This is a genomic window from Eggerthella timonensis (assembly GCF_900184265.1).
GTDB lineage: Bacteria > Actinomycetota > Coriobacteriia > Coriobacteriales > Eggerthellaceae > Eggerthella > Eggerthella timonensis.
In genome coordinates this window covers 2,278,670-2,302,750 of record NZ_FXXA01000002.1, presented here as the reverse complement: position 1 = coordinate 2,302,750, position 24,081 = coordinate 2,278,670, and the positions used below count along the sequence as shown (strand labels likewise).

23 protein-coding genes are annotated in these 24,081 nt (G+C 68.5%); 1 reads left to right on the top strand and 22 read right to left on the bottom strand.

Annotated elements, in window-relative coordinates; translation table 11 throughout:
• Positions 1–118 precede the first annotated feature (118 nt).
• The 22 genes from C1A15_RS09575 to mtnA all read right to left on the bottom strand — a co-directional run bounded on the left by C1A15_RS09575 (position 119) and on the right by mtnA (position 20,514).
• Positions 119–613, bottom strand: a complete 495-nt coding sequence (locus C1A15_RS09575) for a hypothetical protein (RefSeq protein WP_101722350.1) — start codon at positions 611–613, stop codon at positions 119–121.
• A gap of 152 nt (positions 614–765) precedes the next feature.
• The gene (locus tag C1A15_RS09570) at positions 766–1,734 is read right to left on the bottom strand and encodes a tyrosine recombinase (RefSeq protein ID WP_101722349.1); all 969 of its coding nucleotides are present in this window, start codon (positions 1,732–1,734) and stop codon (positions 766–768) included.
• Positions 1,731–3,128 (bottom strand): methylenetetrahydrofolate--tRNA-(uracil(54)-C(5))-methyltransferase (FADH(2)-oxidizing) TrmFO, encoded by a 1,398-nt coding sequence (gene trmFO, locus C1A15_RS09565; RefSeq protein WP_101722348.1) that lies wholly within the window; start codon positions 3,126–3,128, stop codon positions 1,731–1,733. Before trmFO ends, C1A15_RS09570 begins: the two co-directional genes overlap by 4 nt.
• 78 nt (positions 3,129–3,206) lie before the next feature.
• On the bottom strand, positions 3,207–3,482 hold the full coding sequence (locus tag C1A15_RS09560) for a ribbon-helix-helix domain-containing protein (RefSeq protein ID WP_101722347.1): 276 nt from the start codon (positions 3,480–3,482) through the stop codon (positions 3,207–3,209).
• A 2-nt stretch (positions 3,483–3,484) separates the two neighbouring features.
• The gene (locus C1A15_RS09555; RefSeq protein ID WP_101722346.1) at positions 3,485–3,748 is read right to left on the bottom strand and encodes a hypothetical protein; all 264 of its coding nucleotides are present in this window, start codon (positions 3,746–3,748) and stop codon (positions 3,485–3,487) included.
• Between the two features lie 69 nt (positions 3,749–3,817).
• Complete coding sequence (dprA, locus tag C1A15_RS09550) at positions 3,818–4,729, bottom strand: DNA-processing protein DprA (protein WP_101722345.1); 912 nt, start codon at positions 4,727–4,729, stop codon at positions 3,818–3,820.
• Complete coding sequence (locus C1A15_RS09545) at positions 4,726–6,225, bottom strand: YifB family Mg chelatase-like AAA ATPase (RefSeq protein ID WP_101722344.1); 1,500 nt, start codon at positions 6,223–6,225, stop codon at positions 4,726–4,728. Before C1A15_RS09545 ends, dprA begins: the two co-directional genes overlap by 4 nt.
• Positions 6,222–6,545, bottom strand: a complete 324-nt coding sequence (locus C1A15_RS09540) for a hypothetical protein (protein WP_146001841.1) — start codon at positions 6,543–6,545, stop codon at positions 6,222–6,224. Before C1A15_RS09540 ends, C1A15_RS09545 begins: the two co-directional genes overlap by 4 nt.
• Positions 6,546–6,933: 388 nt before the next feature.
• A complete protein-coding gene (locus C1A15_RS09535; protein WP_101722342.1) occupies positions 6,934–7,722 on the bottom strand; it encodes a ribonuclease HII in 789 nt (262 codons plus the stop codon).
• Positions 7,723–7,861: 139 nt separating this feature from the next.
• Positions 7,862–8,209: a 50S ribosomal protein L19 gene (gene rplS, locus C1A15_RS09530; RefSeq protein ID WP_101722341.1), complete on the bottom strand. Its 348-nt coding sequence runs from the start codon at positions 8,207–8,209 to the stop codon at positions 7,862–7,864.
• Between the two features lie 197 nt (positions 8,210–8,406).
• The gene (locus tag C1A15_RS09525; RefSeq protein WP_180953059.1) at positions 8,407–9,405 is read right to left on the bottom strand and encodes an FAD:protein FMN transferase; all 999 of its coding nucleotides are present in this window, start codon (positions 9,403–9,405) and stop codon (positions 8,407–8,409) included.
• A 74-nt stretch (positions 9,406–9,479) separates the two neighbouring features.
• Positions 9,480–9,875, bottom strand: coding sequence for an FMN-binding protein (locus C1A15_RS09520; protein ID WP_245864990.1), 396 nt, complete (start codon positions 9,873–9,875; stop codon positions 9,480–9,482).
• A gap of 58 nt (positions 9,876–9,933) precedes the next feature.
• Entirely contained in the window at positions 9,934–11,640 is a 1,707-nt protein-coding gene (locus C1A15_RS09515; RefSeq protein WP_101722339.1) for an FAD-binding protein, read from the bottom strand.
• Positions 11,641–11,832: 192 nt separating this feature from the next.
• On the bottom strand, positions 11,833–12,750 hold the full coding sequence (locus tag C1A15_RS09510; protein WP_180953058.1) for a MarR family winged helix-turn-helix transcriptional regulator: 918 nt from the start codon (positions 12,748–12,750) through the stop codon (positions 11,833–11,835).
• A gap of 153 nt (positions 12,751–12,903) precedes the next feature.
• On the bottom strand, positions 12,904–14,634 hold the full coding sequence (locus C1A15_RS09505) for an FAD-binding protein (protein ID WP_101722337.1): 1,731 nt from the start codon (positions 14,632–14,634) through the stop codon (positions 12,904–12,906).
• An 81-nt stretch (positions 14,635–14,715) separates the two neighbouring features.
• Entirely contained in the window at positions 14,716–15,114 is a 399-nt protein-coding gene (locus C1A15_RS09500) for an FMN-binding protein (protein WP_101722336.1), read from the bottom strand.
• Positions 15,115–15,214: 100 nt separating this feature from the next.
• Positions 15,215–15,985: an FAD-binding protein gene (locus C1A15_RS09495; RefSeq protein ID WP_281254153.1), complete on the bottom strand. Its 771-nt coding sequence runs from the start codon at positions 15,983–15,985 to the stop codon at positions 15,215–15,217.
• A gap of 121 nt (positions 15,986–16,106) precedes the next feature.
• Positions 16,107–17,039: a MarR family transcriptional regulator gene (locus tag C1A15_RS09490; protein ID WP_101722334.1), complete on the bottom strand. Its 933-nt coding sequence runs from the start codon at positions 17,037–17,039 to the stop codon at positions 16,107–16,109.
• Positions 17,040–17,220: 181 nt separating this feature from the next.
• Positions 17,221–17,553 carry an AzlD domain-containing protein gene (locus C1A15_RS09485; RefSeq protein ID WP_101722333.1) on the bottom strand — a complete coding sequence of 111 codons (333 nt, stop codon included), beginning with the start codon at positions 17,551–17,553 and terminating at the stop codon, positions 17,221–17,223.
• Positions 17,553–18,239 (bottom strand): AzlC family ABC transporter permease, encoded by a 687-nt coding sequence (locus tag C1A15_RS09480; protein WP_101722332.1) that lies wholly within the window; start codon positions 18,237–18,239, stop codon positions 17,553–17,555. The genes C1A15_RS09485 and C1A15_RS09480 overlap by 1 nt, the downstream gene beginning before the upstream one ends.
• Before the next feature lie 101 nt (positions 18,240–18,340).
• Complete coding sequence (locus C1A15_RS09475; RefSeq protein ID WP_101722331.1) at positions 18,341–19,384, bottom strand: deoxyguanosinetriphosphate triphosphohydrolase; 1,044 nt, start codon at positions 19,382–19,384, stop codon at positions 18,341–18,343.
• 62 nt (positions 19,385–19,446) lie between these two features.
• Positions 19,447–20,514 carry an S-methyl-5-thioribose-1-phosphate isomerase gene (mtnA, locus tag C1A15_RS09470; protein WP_101722330.1) on the bottom strand — a complete coding sequence of 356 codons (1,068 nt, stop codon included), beginning with the start codon at positions 20,512–20,514 and terminating at the stop codon, positions 19,447–19,449.
• Positions 20,515–21,252: 738 nt separating this feature from the next.
• On the opposite strand from mtnA, the gene C1A15_RS09465 reads away from it, so the two are divergent.
• Positions 21,253–23,943 (top strand): cation-translocating P-type ATPase, encoded by a 2,691-nt coding sequence (locus C1A15_RS09465; RefSeq protein ID WP_101722329.1) that lies wholly within the window; start codon positions 21,253–21,255, stop codon positions 23,941–23,943.
• The last annotated feature ends 138 nt before the right edge of the window (positions 23,944–24,081 follow it).

The window sequence follows — 24,081 nt, the reverse complement described above, 5'->3', positions numbered from 1 at the left end:
CGATCGCCCGCGTCACGCGGCCGCGCGCGAGCATCTGCCCATTATAGGCTCGAAGCCGGCCGAGGCAAGGTCGGGCCGGCGTTCTCCACAGGGAAGCGCCGGCCCGCTCGGGAATTCGCTACAGGACGTTCTGGGGAACGCGCGCATCGTCGGCGTTCGTGCCGGCGCCCGCCACGTCGAGGATCTCGATGGTCGTAGGCGTGAAGCCGGAGCCGGAGCCCGTGCCGCGCATGACGATGACGTCGTCGGCGGAAAGGGTGCGGCCCTCGATCTCGGCGCCCGACTCGTCGACGATGGACACGTTGTTCGCATCGAACGTGATCTCGTCCTGGCCCGCGTTGAAGGCCTGGCCGCCGCTGCCGTCGTTCGCGTCGTCAAGCGTGCCGACGACGACCGTCGCCTCGGTGCCGTTCACTGCCATGACCTGGCCGTACTGGACGCTTTCGCCGATGGAGCCCTCGGCTTCGTTGCGCGATTGCTCGTCGGCGTTCAGCTCTTGCTGAGCCTGCGGGTTGTCCTCGGCCGCGTTGGTGGTGCAGCCGCTCAGGAACGGGATGAAAGCGAGCACGACAGCCATCGCGCCGGCGAACGCCCGCATCTTCTTCTTGCTCATGAAGCCTCCTTATGGGTCGGTGCGCGGCGCGCACGTCGTGAGCGTTTCGATGTACGCCCCCGATTGTGGAGGATCGAGCGGGTGGGAATCGCGGCGCGCGCCAAGCGTCAGCCGGCGGTCACGCAGCCGCAACCGGGTGGGAACCGGGAACCCTACCCTCGCGGATGGGTACGGGCATGCACCTGCTTGAGGCGGCCCGGGGACAGGTGGGTGTAGATCTGCGTGGTGGACAGGCTGGCATGGCCGAGCATCTCCTGGACGCTGCGCAGGTCGGCGCCGCCGTCGAGCAGGTCGGTGGCGAAGGTGTGGCGCATGTCGTGCGGCGAGAGCGTCTCGTCGAGGCCGGCCTGGCGCAGCGCCTCCTTGAACATCTTGCGTATGGCGTCGGTGCCCATGCGGTTGCCGCGCGTGGACACGAAGAAGTAGTCGCAGGTGCGGTCGCGCAGGATGAGCGGGCGGGCCCACGTGGCGTAGGCGCGCATGGACGACACCGCCATGTCGTGCAGGGGCACGATGCGCTCCTTCGACCCCTTGCCGAACACCTTCACCTGGCCGCTGCCGAAGTCCACGTTGGCCGCCAGCAATCCCGACGCCTCGGACACGCGGGCGCCGCACGCGTACAGGAACTCGAGCAGCGCCTGGTTGCGCGCGTCGACGGACGACTGGTCGCGCTCGCGCCCGGCGATGTCGCGCTTGCCGTACACCGTCAGCAGCTTCACCATGTCTGACGCCCGGATGACGTGCGGCAGGCTCTTCGGCTGCTTGGGTCCTTGCAGGATGCTCGCGGGGTCCTCGTCAGTTGTCCCGGTGACGTTGAGCCAGCGGAAGAAGCTGCGCAACGCCGACAGGCGGCGGTTCACCGTGGTGCGGGAGTACTGCGCGCGGTCGAGCTCTCCCAGGTAGCGGCGCAGCTGGCGATGGGTGGCCGCGAGGATGTCGATGCGCTCGCGGAAGGCCCAGCGAGCGAAGTCCATGAGGTCGATGCGGTAGGCGCGCAGCGTGTGCACCGAGGCATTGCGCTCCACGCGCATGGCGTGGCAGAACGCGTCGATCAGCTCGACGATGCGCGGATCGCAGTCGAGGGGGTCGCGCAAGGACGACGAGCCGTCGCCCACGGTCATGAGGCCGCCTCCGGCTTGCCGCGCTCATCGAGCGCGAGGCCGCGCGCGGCCAGCTCGTCGCGGTACGCGGCGAGCGCCTCGGCGCCGCGCGCGGCATAGGCGGCGTAGCGGTCGCGCTTGTTGCGGATGCGCTGCTCGAACGGGGGCAGGATGCCGAAGTTCACGTGCATGGGCTGGTAGTCGGACGTGGCCGGGTCGGTGGCGTAGGCCATGAGCGCGCCGAACGCCGTCTCGCTCGGCAGCAGGGGCGCCTGCGCGTTGCCGAGCTCGGCGGCCACGGCGATGGCGGCATGGAGCCCCGAGCGGATGGCCTCGCAGTACCCTTCGGTCCCGGCGATCTGGCCGGCGAGGTACACCGGCGTCCCGAGCCGCTCGGCCTCGGGCGTGCGCAGGCGCAGGTTCGCGTCCAGCAGGCGCGGCGCGTCGACGAACGTGTTGCGGTGCATCACGCCGTAGCGCGCGAACTCGGCGTGCTCGAGGCCCGGGATGAGGCGGAACACGCGGCGCTGCTCGGGGAAGGTGAGGTTCGTCTGGAACCCGACGAGGTTGTAGCTGGAGCCGTGGGCGTCCTCGGCGCGCAGCTGCAGCGCGGCCCACGGGCGGCGGCCCGTGCGCGGGTCGGTGAGCCCCACCGGCTTGAGCGTGCCGAAGCGCGGCGCGTCGTGGCCCTTGCGGGCGATCTCCTCGATGGGCTGGCAGGCCTGGAACAGGTCGCGGGTCTCGAAGTCGCGGCGGATGACGCGCTCGGCGCTCACAAGCTCGTCGATGAAGGCGTCGTACTCCTCGCGCGAGAAGGGCGCGTTCAGGTAGTCGCCCACGTCGGCGCCGGCATCCTCGTAGCGGCTCTGGCGGAACAGGCGCTCGCCGTCGAGGGAGTCAGCCATGACGATGGGCGCGGCGGCGTCGTAGAACGCGCACGACTCCTCGCCCGTGAAGCGGACGAGCGACGCCGCGAGCGCGTCGGAAGTCAGCGGGCCCGAGGCCACCACGAGCGCGTCGGCGCCTTCGGCGGCCTGCGCGAGGTCGACGGCCTCCTCGTGCACGAGCTGGATGAGCGGATGGGCCTCCACGAGCACGGTCACCGCTGAGGCGAACGCCGCGCGGTCGACGGCCAGCGCGCCGCCTGCGGGCACGGCATGGGCCTTCGCCTGGGCGTACAGCCGCGAGCCCAGCTCGGCGAGCTCGCGCTTGAGCATGCCGGCCGCGCTGTCGGGCTTCTCGCTTTTGAGGGAGTTCGAGCACACGAGCTCGGCGCAGCACCCCGTGACGTGCACGGGCGTGGGCACCGCCGGGCGCATTTCGACCAGGCGCACCCGCACGCCGCGGTCGGCGAGCTGCAACGCCGCCTCGCTCCCCGCGAGGCCGGCACCCAGTATGGTTACGGATTGAGACATGCCGTCAAGGATAGCAAAACCCGGCCCGGAAACGCCCGGAAACCTCCGAATCTACGCGCGTCCTGCGATTGCGCCCCGTCAACCGCAATCGGCGAGCGCCGATTGCACGGCATCGCGCAGGAATTCTGAACGGGTGATGCCCTTTTCCTCGGCTCGCCTGTCCACCGCGAGGATCTGAGAAGAAGGGAGGCGGAACGTCACGGGCTTGACGTCCTCGTCGGCGATCGACGGACGGCCCCTTCGCACCTCGCCGAGCGTCGAGGCGTCCCAGGTCCCGTTTTCGTACTCTTCCGCCCAGTCGTCCAACTGCTCCTCGGTCACGCCGAACGCCTTGTTGAGCTCTTCCCGATCCATGTTTACCTTCCCTTCAGTCTGACCTCTGCGAGCACCTTCTTCGAAGGCGGCGTCATGGCATGGTAGATAAGCCAGTCCCCGTCCGGCGAGCGAGCGGCGACCATCTCGACGAACCGCCCTCGAGCGTCGAAGCCCACCGCAACGCTTGCGTTCGATGCCCTTCGCTGAGCCCACCGCTCGCAGCCCTCCCATGCCGCGAGAACGTCGGCTTCGGACAGGTCGGGATGACGTTCCATCACCCGCGGATGCACGAATACGCGATTCATGTGCCCCTCTGCTTTCCCATATTATTGTATGACAAAAATAGCCCGCATGCAAACGCCGAGGGTCGGCCCTCACCTCACGGCGGGGCCCCAGCGGCCGTCGGGGTGGCGGGCGATGGCGCCGGCGAGCTCGGCTTCCACGAGGCGCTCCATGAGCCACGAGCGCGCGTCGGCCTCGCCGCACGACGCCGTCGCGATCGCGTAAAGCTGCTCCATGCCGAGCGGCTCGGCGCGCAGGGCGTCCGCCACCGGGTTCGACGGCCCGTCGCCGCCCGGCCGCGATCCGTCGCCGACAGCCTCATGCTGCTTCAGGAGACCGAACAGCGAGAACAGCGCGTCCTCGAACGTCTCGTCGTCGACGACGGGCGTCGCCCCCTGGTAGAGCAGCCGGTTCGCCCCACGCGAGGACGCGGCCGTGATGGCGCCGGGCACTACGAGCACGTCGCGGTTCGCCGCGAGCGCCTCGTCGGCCGTGGAGAAGGTTCCCGAGGGCAGCCCCGCCTCCACGATGAGCGTGGCCCGCGCAAGCCCCGCGATGAGGCGGTTGCGCAGACGGAAGCGGTAGGGCTTGGGATCTTCGTCCCACGCGTATTCGGAGGCCACCGCGCCGCCTCCGTCCACGATGCGTTGGAACAGCCCCGCATGCTCGGCCGGGTACGGGCGGTCGCACCCGCCGCCTAAGAACGCCACCGTGCGCCCGCCGGCGCCGAGCGCGGCCTCGTGCGCCGCAGCGTCGCATCCGCGCGCGCCGCCCGACACCACCACGACGCCCCGCCGCGCGGCCAAGGCCGCGAAGCGCTGCGCGCACCCCCGCCCGTACGGCGTGGCCTTGCGCGCGCCGACGATGGCGATGCCCTCCTCGAGCGCGGCGGGGTCGCCCGCCACGTAGAGCCGCTCGGGCGGTTGCGGCACGCGCTCGAGCGCAGGCGGGTACCCCGCGCCCCCGCGCTCGAGCACCGTCCTCCGCCCTGCGAGCGCCCTCACGACTCCCCCTCCCGCAGCCGGAACCCGATGGCCTCGCAGAGGTGCCCCCGCTCCACGCGCGCGCTCTCCTCCATATCGGCGATCGTGCGGGCCAACGCGAGCGTGCGCATGATGGCGCGCCCGCTCAGGCGGCTCGCCCGCGCCGCCCCCTCGAGGAACCCCTCGTCCTGCGCCGTGAGCGCGCACGCCTTGACGAGCGCCTCCGACGTGCGGGGACCCTCCCCCTCGTCCAAGCGCGCCCGTCGCCACGAGGCGTACTCGCGCGCCCGCAGCACGTCGCGCCGCAGCTCCTCCGAGCTCGTGCCCCTCCCGGTGGCCAGCACCTCGCCGGGAGGGATGCGGCGCACGGCGATGTGCACGTCGATGCGGTCCATGATGGGCCCGCCGATGCGGTTGCGGTACAGCTGCATCTGGCGGTACGTGCACGTGCACGGCTCCTCCTCGTCGCCGTAGTAGCCGCACGGGCACGGGTTCGTGGCGGCCACCAGCATGAACCGCGCCGGGAAGTCGACGTTGCCGTCGGCGCGCGTGATGGTGACCCGCCCCGACTCGAGCGGCTGGCGGATGCCCTGCAGCACCGAGGGGCTGAACTCGGCGAGCTCGTCGAGGAACAGCACGCCGTTGTTCGCAAGCGATATCTCGCCGGGACGCAGCGGCGCGCCGCCGCCGATGAGGCCCGCCAGGCTGGCCGAATGATGAGGGCTTCGGAACGGCCGCACGCCGCCGAGGATCGACTCCACCTCCTCGCCGGCCACCGAATGCACGACCGCCGTCTCGATGGCCTCGGCTTCGGCCAGCGGCGGCAGGATGGACGGCAGCCTCGATGCGAGCATCGTCTTCCCCGAACCGGGAGGGCCCGACATGAGCACCCCGTGGCCGCCCGCCGCCGCGATCTGCAGCGCGCGCTTCGCCATGTCGTGCCCGGCGATGTCGCGGAAGTCCAGCGCTGCGGCGCTGCGCGGCGAGGCGTCGGCGACGGCTTCCGGGAACGGCCCCGATCGGAACCCCGAAAGCGACGTCGCCGCGCGCCGCACGAGCCCGTCGAGCTTGGCGAACCCCCGCCGAACCGGCGCGCACACGAGGTCGACGCCGAGCCGCTGCGCGCACAGGGCGTAGGCGAGCAGCCCCGCCACCGGGCGCACGGCGCCCTCCAGGGACAGCTCGCCCACGAACAGCTGGCCGGCCACCGCGCGCGGGTCGAGCTGACCCGTCGCGCACAGGATGCCCGCCGCGATGGGCAAGTCGAACCCCGATCCCGTCTTGCGCAGCGCGCCCGGCGCCAGGTTCACCACCACCTTGCTGGCGGGCATGGCGAAGCCGCACGAGCGCAGCGCGGCTTTCACGCGCTCGCGCGACTCCTGCACCGACGCGTCGGCCATTCCCACGATGGAGAACCCGGGTATCCCGTTCGACACGACCACCTCCACGTCCACGGGGACGGCATCCACCCCGCGCAGCGTCGCGGCCCGCACGACGCATTGGCCCTGCACGCTCATTGCGCGCCGAACGCGTTGATGTGGTGGCGGATCATCGCGCGGTCGGGCGCGATCACCACGATGGACACGATGTCGAAGCGCACCGGCACGTCCACCACGTCGTATCCCTGCAGGAACAGGGCGGCGATGCGCTCGTAGCGGTCGCGCGACGGGACGGGGAAGAGCGCCGCGGCGCCCTTCTTCGAGCGTCGCTTCGCTCCCGCGCCCGCGGCGCTCTTCCCCGTCCGCCCTTTCGCCCTGCGCCGCCGCGCTGCGCTCCGGCTTCCCTCCCGCTTCCTCGCGCACGATCGTCGCCGCCGCCGTTTCCCGTTCCATGGCACCACGCCCCTTTCGTCTGTGGTTCCATGATAAGGACGCCGTCTTACGCGCCGATGGCGCGTATCCAGCGAAACGCGCCGCGGAATCCATCCGGGAAGCGACGCCGTTTCCACGCGAAGTACACGCGCCGTGCCACCGTTTCCAACGCGGTTCGAACGCGGAGCGCACGCGATTCCCACGAGCATCCGATGTCGCGCCGTATCCGCAGATGAAAAAGCCGCCCGACAACGCTCGAAAGCGCGCCGAACGGCGTGGAGACCCGAGGGGGAAGCCGGTGGAAACGCGGATATCGGCGGAACCGGCGGAAACGCGCGGGCGGCGCGCGGCGGCGCCGAAGCGCAGCGGAGCCGAGACGTGGCAGCAGAAGCGCAGCGTCCTGCGCACGAGGGGCTAGAACAGCGTCGGCTGCGTGAAGGCGGTGCAGAACGAGGCGCGGTGGATGGGCGTCAGCCCGTAGCGCTTGATGGCCTCGATGTGGGCGGCGCTCGCGTAGCCCTTGCAGGCCTCGAAGCCGTATGCAGGGTACTCCTCGGCATAGCGGCACATGAGCGCGTCGCGCTCCACCTTCGCCACGATGGAGGCGGCGGCGATGGAAGCGCATTTCCCGTCGCCCTTCACCACGTTCACCTCTCGCTCGTCGAGACGCATCGGATTGCCGTCGAGCAGCACCACGTCAGGATGCACGCCGGCCTCCTCGATGCGGGCGATCGCGCGCCGAAACGCCAGCACGAGCGACGCCGTCATGCCGCAGGCGTCGATGTCGCAAGCCTCCACGTACTCGACCGTCCACGCCACGGCCACGGCTTTCACCTGCACGGCGATGCGCTCGCGCGCTTCGGGCTTCACCTGCTTGGAGTCGTTGAGCCCCGCGATGACGGGCTCGGCGGGCAGAACCACCGCGCCCACGGCCAGCGGCCCGGCCAAAGGGCCGCGGCCCACCTCGTCGAGCCCCACGATCACGCCGTCGCCGCGGCCTTCGGCCAACGCGCGCTCGAACGCGTATAGGGCCTCCAGGCGCCGCCGCTCCGCAGCGTCGGCCGCCAGGCGCTGCCGCGCACGTTCCACGGCATCGCGCACGCCTTTGCGCGTGTCGGCCACGAGCGAGCGCTCGAGCACCGCGAACTCGCGCTCGTCGGCCTCGTGCAGGCGCTGCTTGATATCGGCGACGGTCGGTCCCATGAATCCCCCTCGGCATGCTCGTCTTCGAGCGACTATGATACCAGAAGGCCGCGCGCGCCCGAGCGCGCCGCGACGAAAAGAACCCCTCGCCATCCGGGGACGGCGAGGGGTTCTTGCAGATCCGAATCGGATTGCAGGCCTAGCGGTAGGCCTTCTCCTTGATCTTCGCGGCCTTGCCCACCTTCTTGCGGAGGTAGTACAGCTTGGCGCGGCGCACGTCGCCCTTGCGCGTGACCTCGATGCGGTCGATCTTCGGCGAATGCACGGGGAAGGTGCGCTCCACGCCGATGGAGAAGCTGATCTTGCGAACGGTGAACGTCTCACGGTTCGAGGCGCCCTGGCGACGGATGACGTCGCCCTGGAACACCTGGATACGCTCGCGGTTGCCCTCGGTGATGCGGTAGTGAACCTTCACGTTGTCGCCGACGTTGAACTCGGGGACGTCCTGCTTGATCTGCTGCTGTTCGATGGCGCGAATGATATCCATGACCCGTTCCTTCTTATATGTTCAATGAAACCTAATTGCATGTCATCTTGTAAAGACACGATTGGATAGTATACCGTCAACGGAATGGTACTGCAAGGAGAAATCCAAGGTCTTCGGCAAAAACTTGGGTTCTTCACGCAGAGCAGCGCCGTTACCGAGCGTCTCGCCAAACGTTTCGGCACGAAAACCAGAAAGGATCACCGCAGCCCGCTCGTCGACAGCACGCTTCCGTCCTTTGCGACGAGGATCGCCTCGAGCTCCTCGCATCGCTCCACATAGCCGAGAGCCCGCTCGAGCCCCATGGCGAAGACCATGGTGGAGCGCCCGTCCGCCTCAGTCGATGTAGGGGCGACCAGCGTCACGCTGGCCAAATCGGAATCGACCGGCATGCCGGTAACCGGATCGAGTATATGGTGGAAGAGCCTTCCGGCCCGGAAAAAGCTCCGCTCCGATGCGCCGCTCGTCACAACCGACCCGTCGCGAAGAGCCACGATGGCGACAGGTTGCTCATTGCCGAAAGGATCGCGCACGCCGATGAGCCAAGGAGCTCCTTCCGGCTTGCCCCCGAACACGGCGATGTTGCCGCCCAAATCCACGTATCCGCAGCGCACGCCCGCCTGACGCAGCAAAGCGCAGACGCGATCGGCTATCAGCCCCTTCGCCGTGCCCCCGACGTCGACGCAGACGAAAGGGTCGGCCTTGCGCGCGAAACGCCGCCGCCTGCCGGGCTCGTCGGCTTCGAACAGCTCCACCTTGCGCCATCCGACATGGGCGAGCGCGTCTGCAAGCTCATCGGCATCGGGTTCGATCCCTTCATGGAAATCCCAAAGCCGCGTCACGCTTCCCATGGTGAAATCGAATGTTCCTCCGCTCTCTGCCGAAAAGCGCCTTGCGTCCCGCAGCGCATCCCATGTGTCGGAATGCACCTCGATCAGCTCTCCGGTCGAGCGATTCAGATTCCATACGTCCCCGCCTGCCGACGTTCTCGATAGGAGCCGCTCGAACCGACGGCACAGCCCAACCGCGCTTTCGAGCGCGTTGAAGGCGGTTGCCGCGCGCTCCGCTCCGACGCACGTCCCAACGCGTATCGACACCACCGTGTCGAACGCGAAAAACCTGCACGACGCGAAGCCGTCCGCATCGGGTTCCTCGTACTCTACGCGGAGGCCGCCCTCTCTCATCAGCGCTTCGGCCATCGCCCGTTCCTCCATCCTCGAAAGCGCTCGACGGATGCCCGCTCCTGCGGGCATCCGTCGTCTTTGCGCGAGCCTTACTCGCTCTTCGCCTGCGAAAGCGCGTTTTCCACCGCCTGCTTCACACCGCCGGTGGTCACCGTGGCGCCGGACACGCCGTCTATCTCGGAGGACTGGGCCTCGACGATCTGGGCGGCGAAGGTGCCGTCCTCGATGGCCTCCTTGCCGCCGACGCCCTTGGTCTCGCCGGAATCGGAGATGCCGTCCACGCTTGTGATGGCCTCCGCGTCCACCGTGAGCTCCACCTTTATGGGGCCGCTCATGCCGTTGCCCTCGCCCGTGTAGGTTCCGGGCACGTACTTGCCCGCCGCCTCCGCCGCGCCGGCGGCGCACCCCGTCGTCGCCAACGCGAACGAGGCGCACACCGCCGCTGCGCCCGCTGCGCGCATGGCCTTGCCCATAGCAGTCTTCATAGCCTCGACCCATCCTCTCTCATCGATCCGAACATCCCGCGCGATGCTGCGCGCATGCTTACTCTTCTTCCGCAATCGTCCCGATTGCCAAGAACCCTCCCAAATAGGAGTTGCTCACCCCTCCCACCGAAGCTGCCATGGTGCTCAGATGGTCGTCGATACCGGATGCCGCCGTGTACCAGCCGGCGTACAGGCCGGGGATGACCGTTCCCTTCGTGTTGAGCACCTGCATCTTCGTGTTGATGAGCAGCCCCGTCTTCGACTGGAACAAGTTCCCGCCGATCTTCGCGCCGTAGTACGGCGGAGCGTCCACGGGATGAAGCCACTCGTCCTCGAGCGGGAACACGAAGTCGTCGTGGCCGGAAGCGACCATGGCGTTCCAATCGTCCACCGAAGCTTTCACGACGCCCGCGTCGAGGCCCAACTTCTCCGCAAGCTCATCGAGAGTGTCGCAGACGAAGATGAGCCCCGCATCGATGGCGTCTTGGACGCCCGCATGGTAGTCCTGGTAGTACGCGGGAACATAGGACTGACGCGCAACGCCGTCCTGGATGGGCTCGCGGCACGCCTTCTGCCCGAACGTCTGGAGGTACTCATCCCAGTTGGAGTCGAAGATGACGTAGGCGCGGTTGTCGGGCGTGGACGTCTCGACGGTGGCCTGGTCGGTGAGGGCCCCGCCCACCTTCGTAGGAATGTAGCGCATCCTTCGCCCCGCGCAATCGATGGAAAGCCATGGCTGGCGCACGAGCTGGGTCGACCCGTCGTAGAGGTAGCGGCACCACTCGCCGCCATGGTTCTCCCAGTCCATGCCGCCGTCGAACATGGCGAAGCTGTTGCGCGCCGAGACCATGGCCCCTGCGCCGAGCCCCATGCGGAAGCATTCCCCGGAGTCGGTGCTCGTGAGGTAGCACGACACCGCCCGGCGCACCGCGGAGGGGCAGTACTCGGCGAGCAGGTCCTTGTTCGCCGCGAAGCCGCCTCCCGTGAGCAGGACGCCCTTCTTGCCGTGCAGGTGAATCTCGGAGCCGTCCTGAGCCTTCGCCTTCACGCCCACGACGCGCTCGCCGTCCATGACGAGCGCCAACGCCTCGCATCCGAGCAGGAACTCCGCCCCGTTCTCCGTGGCGTAGCGGTAGGCCGCCTCCGTGATGACGGTCATTCCCACCGGGGCCACCGTGGCGTAAGTGCCGCCGTTGCCCAGCTGCCATTCCAAGCCGTAGGTCTCGGTCATCCAATCGAAGCACGGGACGATGTTTTCGCCGATGAGCTTGATCATGTCGGGGTTGTATCCGTTATGGTAGCTCTTCGCGATGAACTCGTTCCACTTGACCGCGTCGTAAGGGTATTCGGGGAGCGCGATCTGCGCCTCGTTCTGCAGCGCAGTGCCGCCAGGCAGCGTGAACATGGTCGCGCTCTGCGTGTTGCCGCCGGGCTGCGTCAGCTTCTCCAGAACGACGCAGGAGAGTCCCTCTTGGCAAGCGCGCGAGGCCGCGTTCAGGCCGCCGCCGCCCGCGCCCACCACCACGACGTCGACCTCCTTGTCCCATTTCTCCGGCACGGCCACCGGCTCGATGGGGGCCGTGCGATCGTTCCGCGCGACTTCGGCCTTCGCCTCGCCCTGCGCCGTCCCGGTCTTGCCGGAAGCCGCATCGGCTCCGTCGGCCTTCCCGGTCGCGCATCCCGCAAGCGCGCCTCCAGCCATCGCCATGATGCCGGCGGCCGCGCCGCCGACGAGGAACGACCTTCTGTCTATCCCCTTCTCCATCCTTGCCCTCCTTCTCTCCTTGCCGCTTCCCTTCGCTTGTTTGTTTGCGGCATTACTGTATGTATATTATTGCTTTATTTGAGCAATAATATACTTGCAATATAGAATCGGAAAATAGGCTTGTCAAGGTTTTTCTGCAAGAAAAGCGACGCGGCGATGAAGAGGGGCCCGCGAAGGCGGCGCGGAAGCTGCTCAGCGGGCTTCAAGCGATGCGAGGGCGCGGCGGCGCTCCTCCTCGGCTCGACGGTTCCTCGCGAGGTCGAAGAGCTCGCGGATCTTCATCGTGGCCTCGAGATCCTGCGCGTCGAGACGTCCCCAATAACGGTCGCGCCCAATCGCGTCGAGGCGCTCGGCGATCGCGTCCTGCACCCGCTCCCCCTCCTCGGTGGGCTCGAGGTAGACGGCTTTGCGGTCGTCGGGGCTCAAGAGGCGCCGAACGAGGCCCGCGCGTTCGAGGCCCGCGCCCGCGCGCGTGGCGATCGTCGGCGAGAGCCTCATCTGATCGGCCAGATCGCCGATACGGAGGGGCTCGCCTGCCTCGTCGAGGCGCTGGAGCACGCGGCATTCGCTGAGCGAGAGCCTCGTCGCATCCTTGAGCTCCTGTTCGACGCTGCGCCTGAACAAGGAGATAGCGGTCAGGTTCGTCGACGAGGGGAACGCCTCGATCAGCTTCGTCGACCATATGCCGCCGATCTTGCCGCCCACGCGCAGACCCCGCTCGAGGAACCCGCGGTTCTCGGCGTTGCCCTCGGGATTGAACAGCTCCCGCATCGAAGCGTACAGCTCCCCGTCCACCTTGTCGACGAGCTCGCGGCCGGCCGACGCGATGACGACGTGCTTCGCGCGCGCGTCAGCCTCCGACGCGAGGCGCTCGACGAGGCCCCGGCCCTCGAGGTCGTTGACCGCCTGGGTGACGATGCTCGGCTTGAGCCCGAGCATCTCCGCTATATCCTTGGTAGGCACTTTGACGCCTTCGAGCTCGACGCACTTCAGCAGCACGCAATGCTTCGTGAGGCTGAGATCGTTGGCGACGAGCACCCGGTCGAGAAGACGGTAGCGCTCGTCGAGCACGATGAAGTTCACAGAATCGAAGTAGGGCAAGGTGCGCATCGCAATCTCTCTTCGCATGGCAGACGTTCGGAGGAGACGCGCACGAGCGCGCATCCCCTCCGATCATACCCGATTCCATTTCAAACCGTCATGATATCATTGCGTCGATAAAATAAAACCACGTCAGTCGGATTCGCGGCTCGAAGCCTTCCCTCACTCCTCCTCTGCGATGAAGCCGGCGGCCAGGTAACCGCCCAGATAGGACTTGCTCACGCCGCCCGTGTCGAAGGTCATGCTGGTCACCGTGTCGGGCGCTCCCGCGCCGCCGGCGGTATGCCAGCCCGCGTACAGCCCGGGGATGACCGCGCCCGTCGAGGACACAACCTGCATCTTCGTGTTGACGAGCAGGCCCGTCTGCGTCATGAACAGGAAGCCTCCCAGCTTGGCGCCGTAGAAAGGCGGTTCGGAGATGGGATGGAGCCACTGCTCCTTGTAGGGGTAGACGAAGTCGTCCTTGCCCGAGGCCACCATGTCGTTCCACTTCTCCACCGACGCGCCCAGCACCTCCTCGTCAAGCCCCAATTCGCGGGCAAGCTCCTCGAGGGTGTCGCACTCGCAGATGACGCCCACGTCGATGGCATCCTGCACGCCCTGATGGTAGTCCTGGTAGTACTCGGGGATATCGGCCTGCTTGTACATGCCGTCCTGCACGGGCATGCGGCATTCGTACTGGCAAAAGCCCGACATGTAGTTCTCGACGCCCTTGAGATAGTCGTCCCAACGGCCGTCGAACACCACGTAGCTCTCGCCTCCGGGAGACGCGCTTTGCACGGCGGCCAGATCGGTCAGCGCGCCCATGCTCTCCATGATGTCGATGTAGCGGATGCGCGATCCATCCTTCTTGATGGCCAGCCATGGCTGACGCACGAGCTGCGTGGCACCGTCGAACAGGTAGTGGCACCATTCGCCGCCATGGCCCTCCCAGTCCATCCCGCCGTCGAACATGGTGTAGCAGTTGCGGTTCACGATGTCCGCGCCCGCGCCGAGCCCCATGCGGAAGCACTCTCCGGTATCGGTGTTGGCCAGGTAGCACGCCTTGGCGCGCTCGAGCGCGCTCGGACAGTGCTCGGCGAGCAGGTCTTTGTTGGCCGCGAAGCCGCCGCCGGTAAGCAGCACCGCCTTCGAGCCGTGCAGGAAGATCTCCGAACCGTCGCCCTGCTTCGCCTTCACGCCCACGACGCGATCCCCATCCATCACGAGGGCTTGCGCCTCGCAGCTCTGGATGAACTCCGCGCCCTCGCCCTGGGCATAGGACGAGGCAGCGTCGATGATCTTGGTCATGCCGTCCTGCTGCACGAAGAAATAGGACGCGTTCGGACCCATCGTCCACTCGAGCCCGTAGGTCTCGGTCATCCAGCTGAAGCACTTCGGCATGTTCTCGCCGATGAGGCGCAGCATCTCGGGGTTGCCGCCCTGGCCCAGGCCCGTCATCATATGGTCGACCCATTTGTCGACCTCGTAGGGGAACGACGGCGTGGCGAAGCCGACGGCGTCTTGCTCGGGCGTGCCGCCCCCGATGGTGAACATGGTGGCGCTCTGGCTGTTGCCGCCGGGGCGCGCCAGCTTGTCGATGATGATGACCGAGAGGCCCAGCTGCCGTGCGCGCGAAGCGGCGTTCAAGCCTCCTCCGCCCATGCCCACCACCACGACGTCGGCTTCCTTGTCCCACGCCTGCGGAACGCCGACCGGCTCGATGGGCGCCGTGGAGGCTATGCCCTTCGGCGCCCCATCGGAAGCCCCTCCTTCGTCGGGCGCCGCCTTCGCCTGAGCCGCTCCCTCGGGAGCAGGAGCGGCGCAGCCGCCCAGCAGGCCGGCCCCCGCCATGGCGAGGCCTCCCGCCCCCATGCCCAGCAGGAAATCGCGCCTGTCCATCGTCTTTTCCATCTCGAACCACTCCCCTTCGAGCCTTCCGGCCCTTCGTCGGGCCAAAAGGGGGCTTGCCCTTTCGGCCCGTCCTTTACATCCTTACTCGTTCGCCGCCTGGGCGAGCGCGTTGTCCACCGCCTGCTTGACGCCGCCCGTGGTCACCGTGGCGCCGGACACGCCGTCTATCTCGGAGGACTGGGCCTCGATGATCTGGGCGGCGAAGGTGCCGTCCTCGATGGCCTCCTTGCCGCCGACGCCCTTGGTCTCGCCGGAATCAGTTATGGAGTCGACGCTGGCGATGGACTCCGCGTCCACCGTGAGCTCTACCTTTATGGGGCCGCTCATGCCGTTGCCCTCGCCCGTGTAGGTTCCGGGCACGTACTTGCCCGCCGCCTGGGCCCCGCCGCAGCCGGCGGCGCCCAGCGCGAACGAGGCGCACACCGCCGCCGCGCCGGCCGCGCGGGCAGTGCGGCGAACCTTCCGTTTGATGTCGACCATGATGCCTTCCTTTCTGTTGGATGGTTGAATGCAGGTGAAGCGGCCACCGGGAACTCCAGGGAGGGAGGGGTTGGAAGCCCCCGGGGCCGCGAGAGGTGATCTACTCGAGCTCGGCGATGCTCTCCGCAGCCAGATAGCCGCCAAGGTAGGACTTGCTCACGCCGCCTGTGTCGAATGCCATGCTGGTCACGGCAACGGGCGCCGCCGCGCCGCCGGCGGTATGCCAACCGGCGTACAGGCCGGGGATCGCGCGCCCTTCGGTGTCAAGCACTTGCAACCTCGTGTTCACGAGCAGCCCCGTCTGCGTCATGAACAGGTTCCCGCTGATCTTCGCCCCGTAGTAGGGCGGCGTGTCGACAGGATGCAGCCAGCCGTCCTCATAGGGGAAGACCTCGTCGTCGTGCCCGGTCGCCACCATGGCGTTCCAATCCTCAACCGTGCGCACGAGCACGTCGGCATCGAGTCCGAGCTCTTCGGCCAGCTCTGCAAGCGTACCGCATTCCTTGATGATGCCCGCATCGATCGCGTCCTGGACGCCCGCATGGTAGTCCTGATAGTACTCGGGGACGAGCGGCTGGCGGGCGACGCCCTCTTGGATGGGCTCCCGGCACGCCTTCTGCCCGAACGTCTGGAGGTACTCGTCCCAGTTGGAGTCGAACACGACGAAGGAGCGTCCGTCCGGCCCACGGCTTCCGCAGGCTCCTCCTTGGCAGCCGCCCTCTGGGCGTCCTCCCCCGAAGCGCACCCCGCCAGCATCCCCGCGCCTGCGACGGCCAAACCGCTCGCACCCATCCCCAGCAGGAACTCCCTTCGATTCAATTCGGTTCCCATCGGCTTCCCTTCCCTTCCGACTCGCGGCACTCGACCGCATTTCCAATCTTCCCATATCTTTTTCATTACCTAACTTAGGTAACTTTATATTTGCATGATACAGTCAGATAGAGGGTTGTCAAGCTATTTCGGAGAAAACCGCTCGAACGCGGCGCGGCACGCTAGCGGCGAGCCGCCGATTCCAAGGCCGCGAGGCGCTCGTCGCGCTCGCGCTGCTCGGCGGAGCGGATGACGGCAAGCGTGTGCTCCTTGATTCGATCGGTGACCGACAGGTCGTCGGCCGGAAGCCGTCCCCAGTACATCTCGTTGCTGAGGCGGTTGAGCGTGCGCTCGATGGACGCGGCAGACAAACGGCCCTTGTCGGTGAGATCGAAGTAGACGGCCTTGCGATCATGGCGGCTGACCAGCCGTTCGACAAGACCCGACTGTTCAAGCTTCGATGCCGCGCGCGTTACGGTAGCCGCAGGAAGGCGCAGGTAGGTGGACAGGTCGACCACACGCATGGGCAGGCTCACTTCGTCGAGCCGTTGCAGCACGCGCGCCTCGCTCAGCGTGGTCCCCTCCCCTTTGCGCAGCTCGCGCTCGACGCGGCGCAAAAACGAAGTGACCGCCACGAGGTTGGTGGCCGAAGGATACCGCTCGACGAACGACTCGGACCACAGCTCTCCCACTCGCGCGCCGATGCGCAGGCCTCGCTCGAAAACGTCGCGAATCTGCATGCCGCCCTCGGGTGAGAACAGATCCTCCAGCGCCACGTAAAGCTCGCCGTCGAACTGAGAAAGGAACTCCCGTCCCCGCTTGGTGACCAGCAGGTACTTCGAACGGCCGTCCCCGCTTCGCGTGCAGCGCTCGGCGAATCCGAGCCGCTCGAGCTCGTTGGCGGCCTGGGTGACCACGTTCGGCTGGACGCGCACGAGCTCCGCGAGGTCCTGGATGGCGGTTTCGGCACCGTCGATCTCCTCGAGCTTGAGCAGCACGGCAAGCTGCGTTGCACTGAGCCCGTGCGCCCGCAGGCAGCGCTCGAACGCATCGCAGCGGATGTAGAGCACCACGAAGTTCGCCGAATCGAAGAGCGCCGAGGGGGTCTGCGTCATGATAGGTGCACGCCTTTCGCACAAGGTACCGTCAACTGTTCATTCTCGCACAACGCCTCCTCGCGTGCGAGGGCACAGGCCATGCCCACAGGGAAACCGCCTCTCGGCCCGCTCTCCCTTCACGAAGGCCCTCCGTGCCCCATGCGAAAGGGGCGCGCCGATCCGTCGCCGACGCTGCGCCCTACACCAGCGTGAGCAGCGCGTAGGCGGCCACGCCCGACACGGCGCACCACAGAAGCGACTTCGTCTTCCACGCGACGAGCGCCACCACGAGCGCGGCGACCAGCGGCGCGGCGGCCGGCCACAGCCCCGCGTCGAACATCCCGGGCGTCAGAAGGTCGTTCGCCACGAGCGCGGCGAACGCGGCCGGCGGGATGAAGCCGAGCGCCTGCTCGACCCCCTGCGGCAGCTCCTTGCCCTTGAGGACGAACAGCGGAACCACGCGGCATACCAGCATGGTGAGCGCGCAGCAGCCCAGCACGACGAAGTAATCGCCCCAGCCCATCGTCGCCATCAGCCGCGCTCCTTCGCCCAGGTGAACAGCAGCGCCGCCATCACGCCCGCGAGCGCTCCCACGAGGATGGCCGGGCCCGCGAGCCCGATGGTCTTGCACGTGTACACTCCCAGCACGGCGAACGCCGCGGCTATCACATTCGCGGGCGTCACCTTCTGCGTGACCAGCAGGCAGATGAAGATGGAGGTCATAGCGAACGACGCGATGGCCAGCGGTATGCCGATGGCGTTGCCCACGAGCACGCCCACCACGTTCGACAGCGCCCAGGAGCTCTGCGACAGCAGGTTCACGAGCGTCGCGCGGCCCACCGACCAGCCGCCCTCCTCGAACTTCGCCGTGTTCACGCCGTAGCTCTCATCGGTGACGGTGGCCGCGAACAAGAACGCCAAGCGCTTCTTCACGTGCTCGCAGCGCGGCGCGAACGAGGCGGAATACAGCATCTGGCGGGTGTTCACGAGCGACACGCTGGCGATGATGGACGCGAGCGGCGAGCCGGCCAGCCACATGTTCGGGATCATGAACTGCCCCGCGCCCGAATAGAACACGGCGGACAGGAGGAACACCTGCAGCTCGTTCATGCCGATGGAGGCGCTCAGGATGCCGCAGGGTATGCCGATGGCGACGTAGCCCAGCATGATGGGCAGCGCCGCCGAAAACGATTGCCTGATGTGATCCCCCGAAAGCATAGTCAGACGATTATACAATCATTGTGCACATGCGCAAGGATGGAAAAGCCGGCGCGGGCAGAACCGCGAGGGCCCGCCCGCGCGGGCGCAAGGCGCCGTCCCTAATAATGCAGCGCGTTAGGTATGAAGATGCGCTGGTAGAGGTTCTTGGCGTAGCGATCGGTCATGCCGGCGATGAAGTCGGTGACGGCGCGCAGGTCGTCGCCCTCGGAGATGGCGCGGTACTCCTGCGGCACCTCGTCGACATGCGCCACGTAGTGCTCGAACAAATCGTCCACGAGGTGCGTCGCCTTCGCCACCTCGTCGGTGACGGCGGGCGCGTTGTACACGCGCTCGAACAAAAACGACCGCAGCTCCATCATGGCGTTCCACACCGCGTCGCTCATGCGGATGTCGTCGACGGCCGCCGATGTCTCCACCATGTCGAGCACGAGCGTCTCGATGCGCGACGAGTGGTCGGGGCCCAGCATGGCGTGCGTCGAGGCCGGCAGGTCCTCCTCGCGCAGGATTCCCGCGCGGATGGCGTCGTCGATGTCGTGGTTCACGTACGCGATGCGGTCGGCCGTGCCCACGATACGCCCCTCGAGCGTCTCGGCGCGCAGGTCTCCCGTGTGGTTGACGATGCCGTCGCGCACCTCGGGCGTGAGGTTGAGCCCCTTGCCGCCGTTCTCGATGCGCTCGACGACGCGCAGGCTCTGCTCGTTGTGGCGGTAGTACCCCTCGGCCTCGGGCGAGGCCGGGTCGACGCCCTTGTGCCGGGCGATGCAGCGCGCGAGCGCCTCCTCCCCGGTATGGCCGAACGGGGTGTGCCCCAGGTCGTGGCCGAGCGAGATGGCCTCGGCGAGGTCTTCGTTCAACCCGAGCGCCCGCGCGATGGTGCGCGCGATCTGCGCCACCTCCAGCGTGTGCGTGAGCCGCGTGCGGAAGTGGTCGCCCTCGGCGGCGAGGAAGACCTGCGTCTTGTGCGACAGGCGTCGGAACGACTTCGTGTGGAGGATCTTGTCGCGGTCGCGCTGGAAGTCGGTGCGCAGGATGTCGGGCTCGGTGGAGCGGTCGCGGCCGTCGCTCTCGTCGGCGAACGCCGCGTCGCGCGCCAGCTCGACGTGCTCGCGCTGCTCTTGGTCCTCGCGATGGATGATGCGCATAAGGCCCTCCTTGTCCGTCGCCCGCTCGCGGGCGGCCCGCGGGATCGGTGTGGATCAGTATATCAGTATACCAAGCCGCCCGGCTCGAACGCGCCGCGCTCGGTGACGATGCGCGTGACGAGCGCGGCGGGCGTCACGTCGAAGGCCGGGTTCCACACCTGCACCCCCTCGAGGGGCTGCGGAAGCACCTCGGCAGGATCGCGCTCCTCGATGGGGATGCCCGCCCCGTCGGCGACGGACGCGTCGATCGTGGACGAGGGCGCGGCCACGTAGAAGGGGATGCCGTGGTGGCGCGCGAGCACGGCCACGCCGTACGTGCCGATCTTGTTCGCGACGTCGCCGTTGGCCGCGATGCGGTCGGCGCCCACCACCACGGCGTCCACTGCGCCTTTCGCCATGAGGCTGGCAGCCATGTTGTCGCAGACGAGCGTGCAGGGCACGCCCGCGCGCCCCAGCTCCCACGCCGTGAGGCGCGCGCCCTGCCCCACCGGGCGCGTCTCGTCGGCGTACACGCGCTCGATCTTGCCCTCGGCGGCCGCGGCGTACACCACGCCGAGCGCCGTGCCGAAGAACGCCGTGGCAAGGCTGCCGGCGTTGCAGTGCGTGAGCACGCAGCTGCTCGGGCGCAACAGCGCGGCGCCGTGGGCGCCGATGGCGCGGTTCGCGGCCTCGTCCTCGGCCTCCATGCGCTTCACCTGGTCGTACAGCGCCTCGGCGACCTCCCCGGGCGCCGCGCCCCCGTCGAGGGCCGCCACGGCCCCGTCGCGCACGCGCTCCACGGCCCAGCGCAGGTTGACGGCCGTCGGGCGCGCGCCGGCCACCTCCTCGGCCGCCGCCTCGAGGGCTGACCGGTACGCGCCCGGCCCCGTGCCCGCGCCCGTCGCGCCGGCCGCGGCTTGCTGCGCCCACAACGCCACGGCCGCGGCGCCCGCCACGCCGATGGCGGGCGCGCCGCGCACCGCGAGCGCCTTGATCGCGCCCACCACCGCGCGCCAGTCGCGCGTCCGCGCGATGCGCAGCTCGGCGGGCAGCAGGCGCTGGTCGACGTAGGCGAGCGTCGCGGAGCCGTCGGCTCCGCGCGCCAGTTCCACGGTGCGCGGAAGGCGGTCGAGCTGGAGATTCGCGGTCACAGGGGTCCTTCCTTTCTTCTCGATGCCGCTCATTCTACCGGAAAGCGCCCGGCTGCGGGAGCGCGCCGCGCGGCACGGCTCGCAGCCGGGCGCTCGCGTCCGCATCTCGCCGGGTGCGTAATCGTCGCATCTCGCCGGGGGCGCCGCCGTATCTCGTCGGATGCGCGGCCATATCTCGCCGGGTGCGCGGCCGTATCTCGCCGGATGCGCGACCGGCGAGACCTCATGTGTTGCAGAATCGGCTTTTTGGCAATCTTGAACCGTCCGGGACGGCATCTTCGAGGTTGCGGAAAATCGCGACCTGGGGTTTTGATCGAAAACTCTTCGGAGAAGCACGCGAAACCTGCCAAAAACCCGATTCTGCAACACAAAGGACCGGAAAAACGTGCTCGCCGGCGGCGAGAGGGCGAAGTCGGCCGGACAAGGGCCGGTTCCCCGCCCGAGCTAGGGCCGATTCCCCGCCCGGACGAGGACCGGCGGCTCGTCCGCGGGGAGTGCGACGTCGGGAGGCTGCGTTTGGCTCGCCTGCGGGGAGCGCGACGCCGGGGGGGGGTGCGCTTGTGGCTCGCCTGCGGGGAGCGCGACGTCGCGCGCTCGCAGCCCCGCCTCGGCGAACGGGCCGCGCGCGGCATCCGAGCGCCCGATCGGTTACCGGCTCGTGACGGTTCGCCTGAAGCGGGCCGCAAGCGGGTATGGTGAACGCAGACAACGCTGCAGCGATCGCGCAAAGGACCTTCCATGTCGAACCCTCAAACACCCAGCAACCAGCCCGCGCCCCGACCCTGGCACGCGGAGCCCCTTCCCGAAGTCCTCGTCGAGCTCGACTCCTCGCTCGAGGGGCTGAGCGACCTCGAGGCCGCGCGCCGCCTCGCCGCGCACGGCCCGAACGAGCTGAACGCGAAGCCTCCGCGCACCCTGGCGCAGATGACCCGCGAGCAGCTGACCGACCCCATGATCCTCATCCTCCTCGTCGCGGCCGTGCTGTCGGCGATGTTGCAGGAGTGGGCCGAAGCCGGCATCATCTTCGCCATCGTGGTGGTGAACGCGGTGATCGGCATCGTGCAGGAGCGCAAAGCGCAGTCCTCGCTCGAAGCGCTGAAATCGATGAGCGCGCCCGAGGCGCGCGTGGTGCGCGACGGCGTGGAGATGGTGGTGCCCGCGCGCGACCTCGTGCCGGGCGACCTCGTGCAGCTCGGCGACGGCAGCATGGCGCCCGCCGACCTGCGCCTCGTCGAGGCGGCCGGGCTGCGCATGCAGGAGGCCGCGCTCACGGGCGAGTCCGTACCCGTCGAGAAGGACGCCTCCGCCGTCGTGCTGCCCGGCGCGCCGCTGGGCGACCGGACGAACATGGCGTTCGCCACGGCCATCGTCACGGCGGGCCGCGGGGCGGGCATCGTGGTGGCCACGGGCATGGGCACCGAGGTCGGGCACATCGCCGGCATGCTCGAGGGCGACGACGAGCTGGACACTCCCATCAAGCGCAAGCTGGCCTCGTTCGGCAAGATCCTCACCATCGTGGGCGTGGCGGCCGCGCTCGCCGTGCTGGCCATCGGCCTCGCCTACGGCCGGCCGTTCGCCCCCTTGCTGCTGCTGGCCGTGTCGCTGGCCATCTCGGTGATCCCCGAGAGCCTGCCGGCCACGGCCACCATCACCATGGCGCTGGGCGTGCAGCGCATGGCGCGCCACGAGGCGCTCGTGCGCCGCCTGCCGGCCGTCGAGACGCTGGGAGGCGCCACCGTCATCTGCACGGACAAGACGGGCACCCTCACCGAGAACCGCATGAGCGTCGTGCGGGTGGCGCTGGGTCCCGACCTCGACCGCGACGAGGCCCTCGAGCCCGCCGCCGCCCTCGAGGAGCACCCCGACCTGTTCGGCTACCTCGCGTTCACCGCCGTGCTTTGCAACGACGCCGCGTTCGCCGCCGACGACGACGGTGCGCCGGGAGCGCCCGCCTTCATCGGCGATCCCACCGAAGGCGCGCTGCTCGTGCTGGCGCGCGACAACGGCATCGACCCGCACGCGCTGCGCTCCTCCTACCCGCGCCTCGCCGAGCGCCCCTTCGACTCCGACCGCAAGCGCATGTCCACCGTGCACGAGCGCGACGGCGAGATCGTCGTCGCCGTGAAGGGCGCGCTCGACTCCCTGCTGCCCCGCTGCGCCTTCATCATGGACGGCAGCGGCGCGCGCCCGCTGACCGACGAGGATCGCGCCCGCGCGCTGGCCGTGGCGCAGCAACTCTCCGACGAGGCGCTGCGCGTGCTCGCCTTCGCCACCCGCGCCCTTCCCGACGTGCCGGACGAGGGCGTCGACATCGAGCGCGACCTCGTACTCATCGGCCTCGTGGGCATGATGGACCCGCCGCGTCCCGACGTGCGCAAGGCCGTGGAAACCTGCCGCACCGCCGGTATCCGCACCGTGATGATCACGGGCGACCACGCATCGACCGCGCGGGCCATCGGCCGTGAGCTGGACATCTACCGCCCCGGCGACCTCGTGGTCACCGGCGAGGAGCTCGACGAGATGGACGACGCCGCCCTCGACGACGCGGCCCGCAACACCTCGGTGTTCGCGCGCGTGTCGCCCTTGCACAAGCTGCGCATCGTCCGCGCGCTGCAGCACGCCGGCGAGGTGACGGCCATGACGGGCGACGGCGTGAACGACGCGCCCGCGCTCAAGGCGGCCGACATCGGCGTGGCCATGGGCATCACGGGCACCGACGTGGCGAAGGACGCCTCCGACATGATCCTCATGGACGACCGCTTCACCACCATCGTCTACGCCGTGCGCGAGGGCCGCCGCGTGTTCCGCAACATCCAGAAGGTGGTGGCCTTCCTCGTGGCCGACAACGTGGCGCAGATCGTGGTGCTGCTCACCGCCGTGCTGCTGAACTGGAACGCGCCGCTCACCGCCGTCATGATCCTGTGGGTGAACCTCGCCACCGCGTCGCTGCCCGCGCTGGCGCTGGGCGTGGAGCCCGCCAGCCGCCACATCATGGAGCATCCGCCCATGCGCGTGAACAACCTGCTGGACGGCCGCCTCGCGCGCCGCGTGATCTTCCAGGGCGTGTTCATCGCGGCGCTCGCGCTCGTCGCCTTCGTGGTGGGCCAGAACGCCGGCGGCTACGCACTGGGCTGCACGATGGCGTTCGGGGTGCTCGGGTTCTCCCAGGTGCTGCGCTCGCTCAACCAGCGCTCCACCACCGACCCCATCTGGGACCGCGAGGGCGCGCGCAACCCGCAGCTGGGGCTCGCCGTGGCGGCCAGCCTCGCGCTCATGCTGATCGTGCTCTTGGTGCCGCCCATCGTGGACGCGTTCGGCGGCACGGTGATGAACCTGTGGCAATGGGCGCTCGTGCTCGGCTTCGCCCTGCTGTCCGTCGTGCAGACCGAGGTGGCGAAGGCCATCGGGCGCATCCGCGCGCGGAGCTAGACGGGCAGCAAAAGAGGGCGGAACCGCTCGAGCGCGCTCGAACGGCGCAGCGCCTCCATGCGCGCTTTCGACAAGGAAAACGGGTCGAAACGCCTGCGCATGCTTGACTAAAGCGTGCATGAGAAGAAAGGGTTTGCC